This window comes from Photobacterium sp. GB-56, assembly GCF_003026105.1.
Lineage (GTDB): Bacteria > Pseudomonadota > Gammaproteobacteria > Enterobacterales > Vibrionaceae > Photobacterium.
In genome coordinates this window covers 70,264-89,189 of record NZ_PYNW01000011.1, presented here as the reverse complement: position 1 = coordinate 89,189, position 18,926 = coordinate 70,264, and the positions used below count along the sequence as shown (strand labels likewise).

Sequence of the window (18,926 nt, the reverse complement as noted above, 5' to 3'; positions counted from 1 at the left end):
ACATTACTGCGGTAGCTTAAGTGTTACTGGCTTAGACGCGGAGTAACGACTTAAATCAAAAGGTTGACCTTTAATATTAATTTTAACGGCACCAGGTGCACCAAGTCGAACACGAAATGGTGCTTTACCTTCTAAATCTAATACTTGACCAGCTTTCTTGATACCAGACTCTAATTGTTTACCCGTTGCATCACGCACATCTATCCAACAATCAGCTGAAAACTTTAACTGTAACTGTGGTGCAGTTGCATCAACGACAGGTGTTACATTCGCTATTGTTTCAGCATTAGCAGTTGTATCAGTGGCTGTTGATACTGATGTTGCGGCTGTTTCAGCATTCTCAGCAGGCGTTGTTGACACTTCCGCTGTAGTACCCGTTGCAGCCGTCGATGCGGTTGTTGGAGATGAATCTGTCACAGCATCAGCAGATGTTGTCGATGCGGCGTTTTTTTGTTCTGTACTAGTTGATGCTGAGTGATCCACATCGGTATCGACTGTTGCTGGTTGAGTCGCACTAATTGATGCATCATCACCATTTAATGTCGTTACTATCGTTTCATCAGAACCCTGCTCTTGCTTTTCATGAGCCGCGGTTTGATCTGCTGTAGTTGTTGTAGCAACTGGCGCTTGTTCTAAATGAATATTTTGCCACCACCAAACAGCGGTTACACCAACAAAAACAGCAGCAAGAATCCATGTTAATCCCATAATGCGACTATCATGTGCTTCACGTTTCGTTCGACGTGAAAAGCTTTGCATTTCTTGCGCTTTTGGCTTGGTGTGTCCACATTTGTCAAGCAAGGCTAATACAGCTTCTTCTTCCAAACCGACATATTTTGCATATGAACGCACATAGCCACGTGTAAACGTGGCTAATTGGGCTTGGTCAAATCGATTATTTTCTATGTTATCAATAACAGAAAGTCGCAACCTCAAACGGTTCGCAATATCCTTTTGTGAATAGCCTAGTTGCTCTCTAGCTTGACGGAGTACGTCACCTGGAAGCTGTGTTCCTTCTGTTATTTTTTGTTCTTCATTATTTTCAGTATTCATTGGCCAAATAATTCTGATATTGCAGAGAATCTGGGTATTTCTCTTTCAGCAAAATAGCGTATTTTTTTGACTGCGTTAAACGTCCAGCTTGTCTTTCCAACTGAATGAGCAACCACAAACTGTCTGCTGTGTACCCATATCTCTTATTAAATTTGAATAACTGTACGCGAGCATCTTTAAAATTGTTAGATTCAATTTCAACTTGCGCCAGTTGCAACATAGATCTCGGTCGGTACGGGTCATGGGAAAGCGCATTTTCAAAATAACCCGTCGCTGCTTCTAAATTACCTTGTTTACGACTACATAAGCCTGCATTTTCATAACTTGCCGAAATCAGATAATAATAAGGTTGTTCAATCGCTTTAACAAAAGCGGCAATGGCTTCATCATAGCGCCCTTCACTACACAAGAATACACCATAGTTATTCAAAACATCGCCATTTTTAGGCGAATGTTTTAATGCTTTTCGGTACATTTTCTCTGCAGCGTCTTTTTCACCAACTTTTTGATAATAATAAGCCATTGAAATTTGTGCACGGTAGTAATTAGGATCATACCTTAATGCTATTTCCAAATTTTCTCGTGCACGCTCCCACTGACCATCTTTTAAATAATTTAGCCCTAGGTTCAATCTCGCTTCTGAGGCTGCTTTGGCATCAAATTCTTTACCATTATCGACCACATCAACTGTGGCACAGCCTGTAAATAATAGGCATGACAACAGTGGATACACGCTCCATCGTACCATTTTCGCTCACCTCAACATCCATGTGAAATTGCGCAGTTATTTATAGTAGCCTGATTTTAGACCGCTTTTACTGCAATTTGTTCACCCGTATTCAATTTTGCTTGGGTACGCTTAGTACGGTCAATAACATCCCCGACTAACTGACCACAAGCCGCATCAATATCATCACCACGTGTCTTACGAACCGTTACTGTGAAATCGTATTCCATCAGTGTTTTCATAAAACGATCAATACGAGAATTACTTGGCTTTTTATATGGTGAGCCAGGGTACGGGTTAAACGGAATTAAGTTAATTTTTGCTGGCGTATCTTTTAATACTTTCGCTAATTGACGAGCATGCTCCATGTCATCATTAACATGATCTAACAGTACGTATTCTACCGTTACTCGACCACGGTTCGCATTCGTTGAATTCACATAACGACGAACAACATCTAAAAATGTTTCAATATTCCAACGATCATTGATTGGCATGATTTGAGAACGCAGCTCATCCGTTGGTGCATGCAATGAAATAGCTAAAGCAACATCAATTGTATCAATCATTTGCTCAAGGCCTGATACAACACCCGAGGTTGAAACTGTAACGCGACGCTTAGATAAACCAAAACCTAAATCATCAAGCATGATTTCTAATGCAGGGATCAGGTTTTTCATGTTCAATAATGGCTCACCCATTCCCATCATTACGATGTTGGTGATTGGACGACGACCGGTGTCTTTTTGAATACCGACTTCTTTTGCAGCACGCCATACCTGACCAATAATTTCTGATACACGTAAGTTACGGTTGAAGCCTTGTTGTGCTGTTGAACAGAACTTACATTCTAATGCACAGCCAACTTGTGAAGAAACACATAAAGTCGCGCGATCTTCATCAGGAATATAAACGGTTTCAACATCTTGATCGCCAACACGCATCGCCCATTTAATCGTACCATCCGTTGAGTACTGAGCTTCAGATACATGCGGCGCACGAATTTCAGCGACACGCTTTAATTTTTCACGTAATTTTTTATTAATATTGGTCATTTGATCGAAGTCATCACAACCGAAATGATAAATCCATTTCATGATCTGATCTGCACGGAATGGCTTCTCATTAAGTTCTTCGGCAAAGTATTTACGCAGACCTTTGCGATCGAAATCCAGCAGATTGATTTTGACAGTTGTCATCGGTTGGTGCCTCACTAAAAATGACTATTGCTGCGCCTTAATAACCAAGCTCTATCGATGGCTTAGTTATCTCGGGTTTAAGGCGCGAAATTGTACAGACTTTATGGCATGGTTTCCACACCTAGACTCTATGGTTATTTTAGTGTTGCCAATTTCAAAACGCTAGATACAACAACGGGAAGTCAATACTTCCCGTTAATAATATGATTAATCTATTTTTTCAGTGCTTCGCATTAATACCACTCACTGAATACTCATAAAATTAAAACCTTTATTCACCTCGTGGGCAAATTTCATCTTCAGCAAAGAAGTATGCAATTTCACGCGCAGCAGATTCAGGACTATCTGAACCATGTACTGAGTTATGACGCATACTTAATGCAAAGTCACTACGGATAGTGCCACAAGCCGCTTCTTCAGGGTTAGTTTTACCCATCAACTCACGGTAACGTGTAATCGCATTTTCACCTTCAAGTACTTGAACCATGACAGGACCTGATGTCATAAATGCCACTAAATCATCAAAGAAAGGTTTACCTTCATGCTCTGCATAAAAACCTTGCGCTTTCGCACTGTCTAAATGCAACATTTTAGCCGCAACAATATTCAAACCTGCATTTTCAAAACGCTGATAGATTGCACCAATCAAATTACGTTTAACCGCATCTGGTTTTACAATTGAGAAAGTTCTTTCGATTGTCATTATTATATTTTCCTTTTGAGTCTTATTGCTTTCTGCGAGCCAAAAACAAATTCATGAATTTAAGTTACAGCAACAAACCTGCAATATTAGCAAGACCTAACCCTGTCGCGCCAGCAGCCCAAAGCGGATCTCCGCCATCACGGAAACATGCCGCTAAATCAAAATGGATCCAACGACTATTTTCAGTGTCAACAAAGCGGGACAAAAACGCTGCGGCATTGGATGCGCCTCCCATACCACCACCTTTTTGTACACGGCTATTCGCGGTGTCAGCATAAGGCGACGGGCAATATTCCTGATGCCATTTTTCTAATGGTAATGGCCATGCGGGCTCATTTACTAGCTCAGATAACTGCTGTGCTTGTTGTAATAATGGCTTATCTAAACCAAAAATTGCATTATAGTCGCTACCTACTGCAACCATTGCTGCGCCTGTTAACGTCGCAGCATCAATAATCAGTGGTGCGCCTGTCGCAGAAGCTGCAATTAAACCATCAGCTAACACTAAGCGCCCTTCAGCATCAGTGTTAACTATTTCCACCGTAACACCATTTTTATAACTTAGCACATCACCAAGCTTATAAGCGTTACCTGATACGAGGTTTTCAGCACAGCATAGGATCAACTTCACACGTTGACCTAGCCCTTGCTCTATCGCATAACCTAATGCCGCAGTAACCGTTGCAGCCCCACCCATATCGCACTTCATCGCAACCATGCCTGCGCTAGGTTTTAAACTGTAGCCACCAGAATCAAAGGTGATCCCTTTACCAACTAAACAAGCCGATACTGGCGCTTCTGGATCGCCAGTAGGATTGTAATCCACTTCAAGCATTACAGGTGGTCGCACACTACCGCGACCAACATTGTATATTCCTACCCAACCATCAGCTAATAGTTCATCGCCCACAATTTGTTGTGCATGAATATTGTCACCACCGATTTTTTTTAGAAAACAAGTTGCTTCATGGGCTAACTTCTCAGGTGACATCTCTTCAGGTGTCGCGTTAACTGTTTTACGTAGCCAGTCAGAGCAATGACGACGGGCATTTAACAGCTCTAATTCATCTTCATCAATGGAGGCCCATTGAATTTCTACTGGTGTAATCGTTGCTGCAAAACCACAGTAAAACGCCCATTGACGCTCATAATTCCAACCGTCACCCACTAAACGTACAGCTTGTGCACCTTGTGATTGAATTTGACGACCAGCCTGCTGAATACGACGTAATGGAAAATCACTGCGATAATGAACCGTCGCGCTATCTGATTGATAGCTTAGTAGCGAATTTAATCCCCAAGGACCGTTGGACTCTTCAGTTGATAAATAAACATTGAGCATAATGAAGTCTTCCTTTCTTATTCAGATAATGCAAAAAGCCTTCTTATCGTAAGAAGGCTTTTAATTTTGAAACGGAACTTATTTAGTTAGGATGTTTGCAAGTGTTCTTACACCCATACCTGTTGCACCAGCTGACCACTGATCATTAGCACTTTTACGGAAGGTACCGCTGGCATCAATGTGCATCCAGCCTTTTTTATAATCATCAACGAAGTAAGAAAGGAATGCTGCAGCAGTACTTGCCCCAGGCATAAAATCACCACTTGAGATATTGGCAAGATCGGCATAATTTGATGGCAACATGTTACGGTGAAGATCGGCAAGTGGTAACGGCCACATACCTTCATTTTCTTCTGCCGCTGCTGTTAATGCAGTATGAGACAATTCCGCATCAAAGCTTAGTAACGCATGGTAATCATTACCAAGCGCCATTTTGGCTGCACCTGTTAATGTTGCACAATCAATCACTAATTCAGGGTTTTGACTGTTCGCGTAAATTAAACCATCAGCCAAGACTAAACGTCCTTCGGCATCCGTGTTTAAAATCTCGACTGTCGTACCGTTTTTATATTTAATGATATCGCCAAGTTTTAATGCACGACCTGAGATCATATTTTCAGCACAACATAGCACCAGCTTAATACGCTTGTTTAAACCTCGTGCCATCGCTAATGCTAAACCACCGGTCGCTAATGCTGCCCCACCCATATCGGCTTTCATCGCCGTCATACCCGCTGAGGGTTTTATACTGTAGCCACCGGAATCAAATGTGATCCCTTTACCAACTAAACATGCAAACACTGGCGCATTAGCATCACCTGTTGGATTATAATCTAGGCGAAGCATGGCTGGACGATGCTCAGAGCCACGACCTACAGCATGGATACCGTTCCAACCTTCATCCAATAAATCATTGCCTTTGATGATCTTATAAGTTACATGTTCTGGTGCTAACGATTTAATAAATTCACCAGCACGTGTCGCTAACTGTGACGGGCGCACTACATCTGCTGGCTGGTTAATAATTTCACGTACCCACTCAGTCGCTTTGATTCGTGCTTGTAATTCCGCTTCATCTGTCTCATTTAACGCCGACCAAACCACACTGTTACCAGGCTTAGATGTACGATGTCCTTGGATAAATGCCCACGTTCGATCTAAATCCCAGCCTTCACCTGAAAGTTCTACCTGTTTGATACCCTGGGTATCTAAACGACGGGCTGCGCGTTGGATATTAGCAAGTTGCTCATTTTCCATTAAATGAATAACAGCACCTTCAGCACTAAAGCTAAGTAAGGCATTGGCACCCCATTGTGCATTCGCTGCTTGTTGGGTGAGAGAAACAGCCATGATAGTCGACATTAAAAACTCCTTGAATGTAGCAACTGCGCAGTGTTAAACAAATACATGCGTTATAGATAAATAGTTATGGGGGTAAAGTCCGCTGATTGCAATTAGATTTAAAATATTTATCTACGAATAAAAACAAAAAAAGCACCTAATTCAATTGTTTCGACAATCAATTAGATGCTTACTCTATTACAACCGTTTATTCGTCTGCTTCTTCAATCCAACACATTTGAATGGCTTCTAACACTCTTTCACTGCAGTGGTTAGGATCATCATCAAAATCATCCAATGCTTGCACCCATTCACTAAGATCAGTAAAGCGAATTGTTTTGGGATCAACATCAGGGTGCTGTTCACAAAGCTCAATAGCAATATCGAGCGAATCAATCCATTTCAAGCTCATCGAAATACCCTCTTATATATTGACAGATATAATAATAACAACGCTGAGATGAAAAAAAAGGCTACCTAATGGTAACCTTTTTTATAATTAGTGCGCAGCCTCAGAGGCAAGATTTAGCGTATAGCGTGGAATTTCAACCACTAAATCTTCATCAGCGACTCGAGCCTGACAACCTAGACGTGATTCAGGCTCTAGCCCCCATGCTTTATCAAGCATGTCATCTTCTAGTTCATCACTTTCATTTAATGAATCAAAACCTTCACGAATCACAACGTGACACGTAGTACATGCACAAGACTTTTCACACGCATGTTCAATTCCAATACCATTACGTAGTGCAACATCAAGCACTGTCTCACCTGACTCTGCTTCTAATACTGCACCTTCAGGGCATAGCTCTTCGTGGGGAAGTACAACAATCTTAGGCATGCTTAAACCTCATCAATAGATTGGCCAGCCAATGCTTGACGAATAGACTTATCCATTCGACGAGAAGCAAATTCTTGGCTCGCTTTATCTGTTTTCTTAATTCCAGCTTCAATAGCGCGAGAATCTGATCCCTGACGCAATTGAACTAGTTCCATCATTACTGTTTCTAATTCGGCACGCTCTTGTGTGCTCAATAAGGTATCACCATCAGCGGCAAGTGCTGCGATTAACCCTTCTAAAACACGATCTGCTTCCACTTGCTGTTCTGCCAATGCACGTGCATCTTTATCATCTTGTGCATAGGTCATTGAATCACGAAGCATAGTCGCAATTTCATCTTCAGATAAGCCATACGATGGTTTAACTTGGATAGAAGACTGTACGCCACTACTCTTTTCCATTGCTGTTACTGACAATAAACCATCAGCATCAACTTGGTAAGTGACACGAATATGAGCAGCACCCGCAGCCATCGCAGGAATACCACGTAGGGTAAATCGTGCTAGTGAACGACAATCACTGACCATTTCACGCTCACCTTGTACAACGTGAACGGACATTGCCGTTTGACCATCTTTAAACGTGGTAAACTCTTGTGCACGAGCAACAGGAATCGTCGTATTACGAGGAATAATTTTCTCAATCATGCCTCCCATCGTTTCAATACCTAGCGACAGTGGGATCACATCAAGCAATAACATGTCAGAATCAGGCTTATTGCCCACCAAAATGTCAGCTTGAATAGCAGCACCAATCGCAACAACTTCATCAGGATCGATAGAGGTTAACGGTGTTTTACCGAAGTAGTCGCCGACCATATCCCGAACCAATGGTACGCGTGTTGAACCACCAACCATCACTGTTTCAATGACTTCATCAGTGGTTATATCAGCATCTTTTAATGCACGGCGACACGCCATCAGTGTTTTTTTCACTAATGGTTGAATAAGTGCATCGAACTGCTCACGGCTAATCTGACCTTGCCAACCTAAGACATCAAGATCAACGCTATCAGCATCAGTCAACGCCACTTTTGCCGCTTGTGCCGTGTCTTGTAGCGCACGACGTTGCTGCGCTGTAAGTACCTCAGTATAACCCGCTTGTTCTAAGATCCACGTTGCTAACAAGTGATCAAAGTCATCACCACCTAATGCCGAATCACCGCCCGTCGCTAATACCTCAAATACACCTTTAGAAAGACGTAAAATAGAAATATCAAACGTACCACCACCTAAATCGTAGACAGCAATCACACCTTCTTGACCTGAATCTAAGCCATAGGCAATCGCGGCAGCTGTTGGTTCATTAAGTAAACGAAGCACATTAAGGTTAGCTAATTTCGCTGCATCTTTTGTACCTGCACGTTGCGCATCATCAAAATAAGCAGGGACCGTAATCACCACACCTTCAAGATCACCACCCAGCGTATCAACCGCACGTTGACTTAATGATTTAAGAATTTCAGCAGATACCTGAACAGGGTTTACATTGCCACTACGCGTAATAAGCTGAGGTAATCCATTATCCGATGCTTCAAATTGGTATGGTAGTTGCGGGTAACGTTGCTCAATATCAGCCAGTGAACGTCCCATTAGACGTTTAACTGATAAAATAGTATTGGTTGGATCTTGTTGAGCGAAAGCGCGGGCTGCATCACCGGTTAGGACTTCATTGTCACCGAAATGAACAACAGAAGGTAAAATCGCACGCCCCTCTGCATCATTTAATGTTTCTGCAACGCCACTGCGTACTGCAGCAACAAGTGAATTAGTTGTACCTAGATCTATACCCACCGCCAACTTGTGTTGATGCGGTGCAGCACTTTGACCCGGTTCAGCAATCTGTAACAGTGCCATTGTCATTCCTATCTAAATAACGCATGTGGATGATTAATCGAATAGCGACTCTTCAAGGCGCTCAACTTCATCACGCAATTTTACAATAAACTTTAATTTTCGTACGCCATCAGCCGCTTCGAGCCATTGTTCATTATTCAATAACTCAGCAAGTTGCGCCAATTGTTCTTTATACATCGCAGAAGCTTGCTGCTCAAAATCAAATAACGCACTTTCAGGATCGGATGAATCAGGAATCGCTTCTAATGCTTCGCGCAGTTCCATTTGCTGCATTAAAAAAGCCATATCTTGCAAGGTTTTTTGTTCACCACGAATATCTTCATCACGCTCAGCCAACATGTATTCGGCACGTGATACCGGATTTTTTAAGGTTTGAAATGCATCGTTAATTTGTGCAGCTTTTTGAACTGACAACAAACGATCACGTTCGGACGCTGTCGCATAATTATCAGGATGAAAGCGACGCTGTAATTCTCGAAACTGACTGGCAAGAAGGCTGTTATCCAATTCAAACTGAAAAGGTAACCCGAATAATTCGAAATGATTCATATTATGACCATTAATAAAAATTAAACCTGACGACTAACTCGCCAAAGACGATTAGCAGTCAGGTTCAACTGAAACACTAAAAACGTTTATACGTTGAAGCTTTCGCCACAACCACATTCGCTAGACACGTTAGGGTTGTTAAACTGAAAACCTTCATTTAGGCCTTCTTTGGCAAAATCTAGTTCAGTTCCATCAAGGTAAACTAAACTTTTTGCATCAACGATAATTTTAACGCCTTTTTCATCGAAGACCTGATCCCCTTCATCGAGTTCATCTACAAACTCAAGGATATAAGCCATTCCAGAACATCCTGAAGTGCGAACACCTAGTCGTAAACCAAGGCCTTTGCCACGATTGGCTAAAAAAGTCGATACGCGACTTGCTGCCGCTTCAGTGATAGTAATGGCCATACAACAAACCTCAGAAAGTTATTTTTGCTCGTGTTTCTTTTTATAATCGCTAACTGCCGCTTTAATTGCATCTTCTGCAAGAATTGAACAGTGAACTTTAACCGGCGGTAACTCAAGTTCTTCAGCAATTGCAGAGTTCTTGATTGATGCGGCTTCATCTAATGTTTTGCCTTTAACCCACTCAGTGATTAGTGAGCTAGAAGCAATTGCAGAACCACAACCGTAGGTTTTGAATTTTGCATCTTCGATAATGCCTTCTTCAGTTACTTTGATCTGAAGTTTCATTACATCGCCACATGCTGGTGCACCCACCATGCCGCTACCTACATTTTGATCATCTTTGTCAAATGAACCCACGTTACGCGGATTTTCATAATGATCGATGACTTTTTCACTATATGCCATGATAAATTTCCTCGAAAACAGTCTAGCCGCAGATTAGTGGTGCGCCCACTCAACTGTGTTTAAATCAATACCTTCTTTATGCATATCCCAAAGTGGCGACATTTCGCGTAGTTTATCTACGGCACCTTTAATTTGGGCTGCTGCATAATCAATTTCTTCTTCCGTCGTAAAACGACCAAATGAGAAACGAATAGAGCTATGTGCTAGTTCATCATTAAGACCTAATGCACGAAGTACATAAGAAGGTTCTAAACTTGCAGAGGTACACGCTGAACCTGATGATACAGCAAGATCTTTTAATGCCATTAACAGTGATTCGCCTTCCACAAAAGCAAAGCTAATGTTTAAGTTTTGGGGTACGCGTTGCTCTAAGTCACCGTTAATAGACATTTCTTCAATGCCTTCTAAACGCATTAACAAACGATCGCGTAATTTAACAGCGTGTTGATAATCTTGATCCATTTCCTCTTTCGCGATACGGAATGCTTCACCCATACCTACGATTTGATGCGTTGGTAATGTACCAGAACGGAAGCCGCGCTCATGACCACCACCATGCATTTGCGCTTCTAGGCGAATACGAGGCTTACGACGAACATATAGTGCGCCAATACCTTTAGGGCCATAAATTTTATGCGCTGAGAAAGAGATTAAATCAACTTTCATTGCTTGTACATCAATCGGTAATTTACCTGCTGACTGTGCTGCATCGACATGAAAAACTGTTTTGTTTTCACGGCAAAGTTCACCGATTGCTGCAATATCTTGAACCACACCAATTTCATTGTTCACGTGCATGATTGAAACTAGAACTGTGTCTTCACGCATAGCATCGCGTAGCTTAGCTAAATCAATCAAACCGTTAGATTCAGGCTCAAGGTACGTTACCTCAAAACCTTCACGCTCTAGCTGACGACATGGGTCAAGAACCGCTTTATGTTCAGTTTTACAGGTAATAATGTGCTTACCTTTTTTGTTATAAAAGTGTGCCGCACCTTTAATCGCTAAGTTATCAGATTCCGTTGCACCAGAGGTAAATACGATCTCACGAGGATCTGCATTTACTAAATCAGCGATATGTTCACGAGCAGTATCTACTGCTTCTTCTGCCTGCCAACCATAACGGTGAGAGCGTGATGCTGGGTTACCGAAGTTACCTTCCATAGTTAGGCACTGCATCATTTTCTCGGCAACGCGAGGATCTACAGGGCAAGTAGCGGAATAATCAAAATATATTGGCAGTTTCATTTTCTTCTCCGAAAACACGAACGTCTGGTCTCTAGGAGCGGACATCGACACCTATTGTGGCGCTGTCGTGTGATTTTTTATGTCCAAAAGATGCTTTGCTATTTCCTTGTAGGATTTCATCCTGACGATCAGAAATGCTTTGTACATCATTATCTTTCATCAACTCACCAAGAGTGATGTTATTTAAAAAGCCGCTAATGCGATCGCTTAGGTCATGCCATAACGTATGAGTTAAACAACGAGCACCACCTTGGCAGTCCCCTTTTCCATGACATTTGGTTGCATCAACTGATTCATCAACTGCAGCGATAACCATACCGACAGCAATATCAGATGCTTCTTCGCCTAAACGGTAACCACCGCCAGGACCACGTACACTGGTTACTAACCCTGCTTTGCGAAGACGCGAAAATAATTGTTCTAAGTAAGACAGCGATATTCCTTGGCGCTCTGAAATATCCGCCAATGGAACCGGTCCATTATGCGAGTGTAATGCAACATCTAACATTGCTGTTACCGCGTATCTTCCCTTTGAAGTCAACTTCATAACACTGCTACCTGCTTGAATATTTAAAGCAAGCTTCTCATAACCAACTAAAATGGTCAAGTATTTACCTGACTGTTTTAGTTGGTTATTAAACCATTAAGTTTAAGTGGTTATTTTTCAGTCTTTTCTAGTGTTTCTATCGTCTTTTCTACTGACGATAAAATACCGCGTAAAATATTCAACTCTTGCTGCTCTGGGCGAGCACGGGTGAATAAACGGCGTAATTTAGCCATCACTACACCTGGATGGTTTTTATTTATGAAGCGGGTTTGACGAGTGACTTTTTCGAGGTGCTCATAAAACATTTCAAGCTCTTGAGCGCGAGGATATTCTTCAACTTCCGTTTTACCCGTATACTTTTGAGAATCCAAATAAGCCATACGGACTTCATAACTTACTGTTTGTACAGCCATTGCTAAATTTAATGAGCTATATTCAGGATTTGCTGGAATATAGACATGGCAATGACACTTTTGTAATTCTTCATTAGTTAACCCTGTTCGCTCACGGCCAAAAAGAATAGCGACTGGATGCTGATTAGATTCAGCAACCACTTTGATGCCATTCTCTCGTGGATCTAATTGTGGCCATTCAAGGGTACGAGAGCGTGCACTTGACCCAACAACAAAACCACAATCTGCAACCGCTTCATCTAATGTTTTTACAATTTTTGCGTTTTCGACAACATCAGCAGCACCTGCCGCCAATGCAATAGTGTGGCCGTCAATTTCACAGGCAGGATCAACTAATACCAAATTCGTCAATCCCATAACTTTCATTGCACGTGCAGCTGAACCGATATTACCTGGATGTGACGTACCAACAAGAACAACGCGAATTTTATCTAACATGATGAAGCAACATTCCAACAATTAACTAAAGCTGACAGATTTTAGCACAGCCATAATAAAAGTGGTGAAAACATGTGTTTTTGATAGCAGTAATTATCTATTGCTGCTATTCAATAATCAGATAACGATAATCAACACTATTTATTAGTAACTTATACGTATTACCTCGCAAAAGCGCACACTACAATCTGAACAATGTCGAAAAAATAACCACTTCCTTTTTTTTTTAGCTCTGTTATACTCGCCGCCGCTTTTTAGTTCTTTAACATCCGTTGGGAAGATCCTATGCATCCGATGCTTAATATTGCCATTCGCGCTGTGCGAAAGGCTGGTGACCATGTCATTAAATCTCTAGAAAAGCCTCAATCGATTGAGGTTGCTAATAAAGGTAATGATGTTGTTACCAATATCGATCATGAAGCTGAAGCTATCATCATCGAAACAATCCTTAAGGCTTACCCTGATCACTGCATCATTGCAGCTGAGTCTGGTAACAAAGAAGGACGTGACAAAGAGTGTCAATGGATTATCGACCCAGTGGATGGCACCATGAACTTCGTTCGCGGTTACCCTCACTTTGCAGTATCAGTTGCACTACGTATGCGTGGTCGCACTGAAGTTGCTGCTGTTTACGATCCTGTACGTAACGAATTATTCACTGCGACTCGCGGTGCAGGCGCTCAGCTTAACAGCCAGCGTGTCCGTTCATCACAACCTCGTGATCTAACAGGAACTGTTTTAGCAACAGGTCTTCCTTTTGCCGCTAAACAGCATGCAGAAAGCTACCTAAAAATCCAAAATGCATTATTTGCAGACTGTGATGACATGCGTCAATCAGGCTGTACAGCATTGGATCTTTGCTACTTAGCGGCTGGTCGTGTTGACGGTGTATTCAAGCTAGGTCAAAAGCCTTGGGAACTTGCTGCAGGCGAACTAATCGCTCGCGAATCTGGTGCTATCTGTGCTGACTTTACTGGTAACACTAACTACCTAACATCTGGCAACATTGTTGCTGGTAATGCACGTGTAGTTAAGCCAATGCTTGCAAAAATCCGTGAATTCGGTAGTGACGCATTAGCAAAATAATCCACTGATTATCCAGTAAGATTAAAAAACGCCCTGCTGTTATACAGCAGGGCGTTTTGTTTTATAACAATATGATAATTAAATAATGTCATAATTAAACAGCGTGCATTGCAATCACTGTAAAGCACTATATACCAAGTAGACATGAAAAAGACATTATCACTGCATCAACTTTCTAAAACTGTCTATCCTAAGCAGCTAGAATAAAAATATAAAAAAAGGACCGCAAGCGGTCCTTTCTCATTAATTACTTATACCAACTGATTATGGTATTGCATCAAGCTCTTCACCTTCTTTTTCTACTGGCGTTGGCATTAAATGCTCACGGGTAATACCCAATTTAAGCGCTAATGCTGACGCGACGTAAATAGAAGAATAAGTACCAATCGTGATACCAATCAGAAGTGCTAATGCAAATCCATGGATCATTGATCCGCCTTGAGCAAATAGCGCAATGACAACAAACAAGGTTGTACCGGATGTAATTAAGGTACGGCTTAATGTTTGCGAAATTGAACAATTCATTATTTCAGCAGGACTTCCTTTACGCATTTTGCGGAAGTTTTCACGAATACGGTCAAATACAACAATAGTATCGTTAAGTGAATAACCAACTACTGTTAGTAATGCCGCAACAATCGTTAGATCAACCTCTACTTGTAGCACAGAGAAAATACCAACAGTAATGATGATATCGTGTGCTAACGACAACACAGCACCTGCCGCTAAACGCCACTCAAAACGCAGTGATACGTAAAGTAAGATACACAACAAAGCGATTAAAATAGCCATGCCGCCGGCTTCTGCTAGTTCATCACCAACATTAGGACCGACAAACTCAATACGGCGCATTTCAACCGACTGTGCAGTACCGTCTTTTAGTGCATCAAGGATTTGGTTACCAAGTACTTCGCCTTTAACACCTTCTCGAGGCTGCAAACGCACCATCACATCACGCGCAGTACCGAAGTTTTGCACAACGGCATCACCAAAACCCGCTTTCTCTAATGATTCACGTATTAAGGGTAAATTAGCAGGCTCTTTGAAGCTAACTTCGATCAGCGTTCCGCCAGTAAAATCTAAGCCCCAATTTAGACCTTTGGTCGAGATAGTGGCAATCGATCCCATGATCATTATCAATGAAAAGATAAAGGCAAACTTTGACCAACGCATAAAGTCGACGACTTTGTTCGCATTCAATAACTCTCTCATCTCTGCGACTCCTTAAATCGACAACTTATCTACGCGTTTACCGCCATAGATCAAGTTAACAACAGCACGTGTACCAATAATTGCGGTGAACATCGACGTTAAAATACCAATCGATAATGTCACGGCAAAACCTTTAATTGCGCCCGTACCCACAGCAAACAAAATAATTGCTGTAATTAAGGTTGTGATGTTTGCATCTGCAATCGTGCTAAACGCATTTCCATAGCCTTGTTGAATTGCCTGTTGTGGACTACGTCCTTCACGAAGCTCTTCTCGAATACGTTCAAAAATAAGCACGTTGGCATCAACCGCCATACCGACAGTCAGTACGATACCAGCAATACCTGGTAAGGTCATGGTAGCCCCCGGGATCATCGACATAATGCCGATAATAAGCACTAAGTTCATTATCAATGCTAAGTTAGCAATCATGCCAAACCCACGGTAGTAAAGCAGCGTAAATAGCATTACCGCAACCATACCCCAGATACATGCTTGTACACCCATATCGATGTTTTGCTGACCCATTGATGGACCAATCGTACGCTCTTCAACTATCGATATTGGCGCAATCAATGCACCTGCTCGTAATAATAATGATAAGTTGTGTGCTTCAGCTTGAGAGTCGATACCTGTAATACGGAAGCTTCGGCCAAGTGCAGATTGAATCGTTGCTTGGTTTATAACTTCTTCGTGTTTAGTCAGGATAACTTTCCCTTCAGGCGTTCGCTTACCACTGTCTTTATATTCAGTGAAAACCGTTGCCATCAACTTACCGATATTATTTTTCGAGAAAGCTGTCATCTTGCTACCACCTTCGGTATCTAGCGAGATGTTAACTTGTGGACGACCATATTCATCCGCACTCGAACTTGAATCCGTAATATGAGAGCCCGCAAGAATGACACGTTTTTTTAGTACCGCAGGGCGGCCATCACGGGTCATTTTTACTTCACTGCCAGCCGGTACTCGTCCAGCCGCAGCCGCAGCTAAATCAGCATTATTATCAACTTCACGGAATTCAAGCGTTGCTGTCGCACCTAAAATTTCTTTTGCACGAGCCGTATCTTGAACCCCAGGTAGCTCTACCACTATACGGTTTGCGCCTTGGCGCTGTACTAATGGCTCAGCAACACCGAGTTCATTTACACGATTACGTAAAATGGTGATGTTTTGATCGACAGCATAATTACGGATTTCCTGTAAACGTTCTTCAGTAAACTTCGCCGTTAATACATAACGACCATTGATTTTACTGGTTGTGAACAGCATATCAGGATGCAATTTTTCTAACGCGAGTTCAGCTTGTTCCAATTGCGCTTCATCACGAAGACGAACTTGAACACTGTCTTTTGTTTTACTGATTGCACGGTAACGAATTTTTTCTTCACGAAGCTCAGTACGGAATGTTTCTTCTTGTTGACCAAGAAGTTTATCCATAGCCGCATCCATATCCACTTCCATTAAGAAATGAACACCACCACGTAAATCGAGACCCAATTTCATTGGTGATGCACCAATAGATTCAAGCCATGAAGGAGTGGAAGCTGCAAGGTTTAGTGCGACAACATAATCATTACCTAACTCACTATTTAAGATATCGCGAGCACTGATTTGGGTATCAGTATCATTAAAGCGGACAAGCACTGAACCTTTTTCAAAAACAGCTGACTTGTATGGGATATTGTTCTTTTTTAAATCTTCGATGACAGTATCCAAAGCACTCATATTAACCGAGGCGCCACGCGCCCCGGTAATTTGAATCGCTGGATCTTCACCGTATACGTTAGGAAGTGCATAAAGCAAACCAATGATAAGCGCAAACAACACCATCAGGTTCTTCCACAGGGGGTATCGGTTAAGCACTGCTATGATCCTTCAAAGCGAATGTTTTTATATTAAAGCGACTTCATTGTGCCTTTTGGTAAAACAGCCGTAATGAAATCTTTTTTAATTGTTACTTCCGTATTGTCGTTAAGTGCTAGAACAATGTAATCACTTTCAGCAGAAACTTTAGTAATACGGCCTAGTAGACCACCGTTCGTCATTACTTCATCACCTTTGCCCATCGAGCTCATTAGCGCTTTGTGCTCTTTCACACGCTTAGCTTGTGGACGATAAATCATGAAGTAAAAAATAACAGCAAATAAACCAAGCATAATAAATAGCTGCATGCTTCCGCCCTGAGGGGCACCTTCTGCTGCTGCGTGTGCTTGTGAGATAAAGAAACTCATTTATAACGTCCTCGTTTTAAACATTTTGTAATGGTGGAACTTCACGGTCGCGACGCGCGTAGAACTCTTCTACAAACGCATCGAAACGATCTTCTTCAATTGATTTACGAATACTTGCCATTAGGCGTTGGTAGTAACGTAAATTATGAATTGTATTTAAGCGTGCACCTAAGATTTCATTACATTTATCTAGATGGTACAAATACGCTTTAGAGTAATTTTTACAAGTGTAACAGTCACAATGCGGATCTAAAGGCGTTGTGTCTGTTTTATGTTTCGCATTACGGATCTTGATCACACCACCAGTCACAAATAGGTGACCATTACGGGCATTACGTGTTGGCATTACGCAATCGAACATATCAATACCGCGACGAACACCTTCCACTAAATCTTCAGGTTTACCTACACCCATAAGGTAGCGAGGCTTATCTTCTGGCAGTTGTGGACACGTGTGCTCAAGAATACGGTGCATGTCTTCTTTAGGCTCACCGACCGCTAAACCGCCTACTGCATAACCGTCAAAACCAATTTTGGTTAGACCTTCAACAGAAACATCACGAAGATCTTCGTATACACCACCTTGAACAATACCAAACAGTGCATTTGGATTTTCTTGCTTATCAAAATGATTACGGCTGCGCTGTGCCCAACGTAGTGACATTTCCATCGACTTTTTCGCTTCGTCGTGTGTCGCTGGATATGGCGTACACTCGTCAAAAATCATTACGATATCAGAACCAAGATCTTTTTGAATTTCCATCGACTTTTCAGCGTCCATGAAAATCTTGTCACCATTAACAGGGTTACGGAAGTGAACCCCCTCTTCAGTGATTTTACGTAAAGAGCCAAGGCTAAATACTTGGAAACCGCCTGAATCGGTAAGGATCGGACCTTGCCATTGCATAAAGTCATGTAAATCACCATGTAACTTCATCACTTCTTGACCAGGACGTAACCATAGGTGGAACGTGTTACCCAGTAAGATTTGAGCACCCGTATCTTTAACTTCTTCAGGTGTCATACCTTTAACAGTACCGTAAGTACCTACCGGCATAAACGCAGGTGTTTCTACCGTACCACGTTCAAACTGCAAACGACCGCGACGAGCACGACCTTGCGTTTTATCTAATTCAAATTTCACAAAACCTCCAAAAGCCAGAGAAACAATCTGACGTATTTCCCATTACAGGACCTAGCCCCACAGGCAAACGCCTGATCAGCCACAAAAAACAATCACAATATATAGATATATGATTGCCGACTGCACCTTAACTCATCAAACCATATTGGCAATGACAACCTAAAGCGTAGCGGAAGAA

The 18,926-nt window shown here is 41.9% G+C and carries 20 protein-coding genes; 1 reads left to right on the top strand and 19 read right to left on the bottom strand.

What is annotated here, in order from left to right; genetic code table 11:
• Positions 1-3 precede the first annotated feature (3 nt).
• From rodZ to trmJ, 15 genes are all read right to left on the bottom strand, one after another.
• Positions 4-1,053, bottom strand: coding sequence for a cytoskeleton protein RodZ (gene rodZ, locus C9J42_RS15105; protein ID WP_107205985.1), 1,050 nt, complete (start codon positions 1,051-1,053; stop codon positions 4-6).
• Positions 1,043-1,801 carry a type IV pilus biogenesis/stability protein PilW gene (gene pilW, locus C9J42_RS15100; RefSeq protein WP_107205984.1) on the bottom strand — a complete coding sequence of 253 codons (759 nt, stop codon included), beginning with the start codon at positions 1,799-1,801 and terminating at the stop codon, positions 1,043-1,045. The genes rodZ and pilW overlap by 11 nt, the downstream gene beginning before the upstream one ends.
• Positions 1,802-1,857: 56 nt before the next feature.
• On the bottom strand, positions 1,858-2,979 hold the full coding sequence (locus C9J42_RS15095) for a bifunctional tRNA (adenosine(37)-C2)-methyltransferase TrmG/ribosomal RNA large subunit methyltransferase RlmN (protein WP_045148230.1): 1,122 nt from the start codon (positions 2,977-2,979) through the stop codon (positions 1,858-1,860).
• Positions 2,980-3,250: 271 nt separating this feature from the next.
• Complete coding sequence (ndk, locus tag C9J42_RS15090; RefSeq protein ID WP_005369284.1) at positions 3,251-3,682, bottom strand: nucleoside-diphosphate kinase; 432 nt, start codon at positions 3,680-3,682, stop codon at positions 3,251-3,253.
• Positions 3,683-3,746: 64 nt separating this feature from the next.
• Positions 3,747-5,024: an aminopeptidase PepB gene (gene pepB / locus C9J42_RS15085; protein WP_107302116.1), complete on the bottom strand. Its 1,278-nt coding sequence runs from the start codon at positions 5,022-5,024 to the stop codon at positions 3,747-3,749.
• Between the two features lie 78 nt (positions 5,025-5,102).
• Positions 5,103-6,386 carry an aminopeptidase PepB gene (pepB, locus tag C9J42_RS15080; protein ID WP_107205982.1) on the bottom strand — a complete coding sequence of 428 codons (1,284 nt, stop codon included), beginning with the start codon at positions 6,384-6,386 and terminating at the stop codon, positions 5,103-5,105.
• 187 nt (positions 6,387-6,573) lie between these two features.
• Complete coding sequence (gene iscX / locus C9J42_RS15075; protein ID WP_107205981.1) at positions 6,574-6,777, bottom strand: Fe-S cluster assembly protein IscX; 204 nt, start codon at positions 6,775-6,777, stop codon at positions 6,574-6,576.
• Between the two features lie 87 nt (positions 6,778-6,864).
• Positions 6,865-7,206, bottom strand: coding sequence for an ISC system 2Fe-2S type ferredoxin (fdx, locus tag C9J42_RS15070; protein WP_005369292.1), 342 nt, complete (start codon positions 7,204-7,206; stop codon positions 6,865-6,867).
• 2 nt (positions 7,207-7,208) lie between these two features.
• Positions 7,209-9,062: a Fe-S protein assembly chaperone HscA gene (gene hscA / locus C9J42_RS15065; RefSeq protein ID WP_107294704.1), complete on the bottom strand. Its 1,854-nt coding sequence runs from the start codon at positions 9,060-9,062 to the stop codon at positions 7,209-7,211.
• A gap of 33 nt (positions 9,063-9,095) precedes the next feature.
• The gene (gene hscB, locus C9J42_RS15060; RefSeq protein ID WP_045084323.1) at positions 9,096-9,611 is read right to left on the bottom strand and encodes a co-chaperone HscB; all 516 of its coding nucleotides are present in this window, start codon (positions 9,609-9,611) and stop codon (positions 9,096-9,098) included.
• A gap of 86 nt (positions 9,612-9,697) precedes the next feature.
• On the bottom strand, positions 9,698-10,021 hold the full coding sequence (iscA, locus tag C9J42_RS15055; protein WP_005369297.1) for an iron-sulfur cluster assembly protein IscA: 324 nt from the start codon (positions 10,019-10,021) through the stop codon (positions 9,698-9,700).
• A gap of 18 nt (positions 10,022-10,039) precedes the next feature.
• Positions 10,040-10,426 carry a Fe-S cluster assembly scaffold IscU gene (iscU, locus tag C9J42_RS15050; RefSeq protein WP_006646316.1) on the bottom strand — a complete coding sequence of 129 codons (387 nt, stop codon included), beginning with the start codon at positions 10,424-10,426 and terminating at the stop codon, positions 10,040-10,042.
• 33 nt (positions 10,427-10,459) lie between these two features.
• Complete coding sequence (locus tag C9J42_RS15045; protein ID WP_107247367.1) at positions 10,460-11,674, bottom strand: IscS subfamily cysteine desulfurase; 1,215 nt, start codon at positions 11,672-11,674, stop codon at positions 10,460-10,462.
• 31 nt (positions 11,675-11,705) lie between these two features.
• Positions 11,706-12,221 (bottom strand): Fe-S cluster assembly transcriptional regulator IscR, encoded by a 516-nt coding sequence (gene iscR / locus C9J42_RS15040; protein WP_107206458.1) that lies wholly within the window; start codon positions 12,219-12,221, stop codon positions 11,706-11,708.
• A gap of 110 nt (positions 12,222-12,331) precedes the next feature.
• Entirely contained in the window at positions 12,332-13,072 is a 741-nt protein-coding gene (gene trmJ / locus C9J42_RS15035; protein ID WP_107205978.1) for a tRNA (cytosine(32)/uridine(32)-2'-O)-methyltransferase TrmJ, read from the bottom strand.
• A 285-nt stretch (positions 13,073-13,357) separates the two neighbouring features.
• Here trmJ and suhB point away from each other — a divergent pair, with 285 nt between their 5' ends.
• On the top strand, positions 13,358-14,158 hold the full coding sequence (gene suhB, locus C9J42_RS15030) for an inositol-1-monophosphatase (protein ID WP_107292375.1): 801 nt from the start codon (positions 13,358-13,360) through the stop codon (positions 14,156-14,158).
• A 264-nt stretch (positions 14,159-14,422) separates the two neighbouring features.
• Here suhB and secF read toward each other — a convergent pair whose 3' ends face one another.
• Genes secF through tgt form a run of 4 tightly spaced genes read right to left on the bottom strand, consistent with a single transcriptional unit; the run spans position 14,423 to position 18,748 of the window.
• Positions 14,423-15,370 (bottom strand): protein translocase subunit SecF, encoded by a 948-nt coding sequence (gene secF / locus C9J42_RS15025; protein WP_045084286.1) that lies wholly within the window; start codon positions 15,368-15,370, stop codon positions 14,423-14,425.
• Between the two features lie 12 nt (positions 15,371-15,382).
• Complete coding sequence (gene secD, locus C9J42_RS15020; protein ID WP_107205976.1) at positions 15,383-17,236, bottom strand: protein translocase subunit SecD; 1,854 nt, start codon at positions 17,234-17,236, stop codon at positions 15,383-15,385.
• Positions 17,237-17,268: 32 nt separating this feature from the next.
• On the bottom strand, positions 17,269-17,604 hold the full coding sequence (gene yajC, locus C9J42_RS15015; protein WP_107205975.1) for a preprotein translocase subunit YajC: 336 nt from the start codon (positions 17,602-17,604) through the stop codon (positions 17,269-17,271).
• A gap of 16 nt (positions 17,605-17,620) precedes the next feature.
• Positions 17,621-18,748 (bottom strand): tRNA guanosine(34) transglycosylase Tgt, encoded by a 1,128-nt coding sequence (gene tgt / locus C9J42_RS15010; RefSeq protein WP_005369317.1) that lies wholly within the window; start codon positions 18,746-18,748, stop codon positions 17,621-17,623.
• Positions 18,749-18,926: the final 178 nt, after the last annotated feature.